1 protein-coding gene is annotated in these 944 nt (G+C 69.0%); it reads right to left on the bottom strand.

What is annotated here, in order from left to right; all coding sequences use genetic code 11:
• Positions 1-11: 11 nt before the first annotated feature.
• The gene (gene purU / locus ABD056_RS22735; protein WP_343870578.1) at positions 12-884 is read right to left on the bottom strand and encodes a formyltetrahydrofolate deformylase; all 873 of its coding nucleotides are present in this window, start codon (positions 882-884) and stop codon (positions 12-14) included.
• Between the last annotated feature and the right edge of the window lie 60 nt (positions 885-944).

Raw genomic sequence — 944 nt, 5'->3', positions numbered from 1 at the left:
CGCCCGCCGCGTCAGCGGAAGACGACGGTCTTGGCGCCGTTGATGAGCACCCGGCGCTCGATGTGGTAGCGCACGGCGCGGGCCAGCGTCACGTTCTCCAGGTCCTGGCCGACACGGACCAGATCCTCGACCGAATGGGTGTGGTCGACCCGTTCCACCGCCTGCTCGATGATCGGGCCTTCGTCGAGGTCGGGGGTGACGTAGTGCGCCGTGGCGCCGATGATCTTCACCCCGCGCACATAGGCCTGCTGATAGGGCTTGGCGCCCTTGAAGCTCGGCAGGAAGGAATGGTGGATGTTGATGGCGCGGCCGTTCAGCACCCGGCAGGCCTCCGGCGTCAGGATCTGCATGTAACGGGCGAGCACCACCAGGTCGATGTCCTGCTCCTCCACCATGGCCAGCATGCGGGCTTCCTGCGCCGCCTTGGTGTCCTTGGTGACCGGCAGGTGGTGATAGGGGATGCCGTGCCATTCCACCAGCTTGCGCATGTCGTCGTGGTTGGAGACGACGCCGGCGACGTCGATGGCCAGCTGGCCGGTCTGCCAGCGGTGCAGCAGGTCGTTCAGGCAGTGGCCGAAGCGCGACACGGCGATCAGCACCTTCGGCCGCCGCTGGCTGTCGTGCATGGCCCAGGTCATGCTGAAGCGCTGCGCCACCCGCTCGGCGAAGCGGCTGCCGAGCACGTCGCGGGCCGGCGCGCCGTCGCCGTGGCGGAACACCGCCCGCATGAAGAAGCGGTCGGCCGCCAGGTCGCCGTACTGGGCGCACTCGATGATGAAGCAGTCCTGCTGCGCCAGGAAGCCGGTGACGGCGGCGACGATGCCGGTGGCGTCGGGGCAGGCGATGGTCAGGATGGTGGTGGCGGCGGCGGCAGGCGTCGACATGGGCTTCCCTCGGGGCTTGCAGGCGCGCAAGAAAAGCACTCCGGCGCCCGCATCGCAAGC

The sequence above is a fragment of the Caenispirillum bisanense genome, from assembly GCF_039523075.1.
Lineage (GTDB): Bacteria > Pseudomonadota > Alphaproteobacteria > Rhodospirillales > Rhodospirillaceae > Caenispirillum > Caenispirillum bisanense.
This window is presented reverse-complemented; position numbering and strand designations above follow the sequence as displayed.

Bases quoted from the DNA above. Each gene is read 5' to 3' on its own strand.
- purU (WP_343870578.1), bottom strand. From the start codon at position 884: ATGTCGACGCCTGCCGCCGCCGCCACCACCATCCTGACCATCGCCTGC.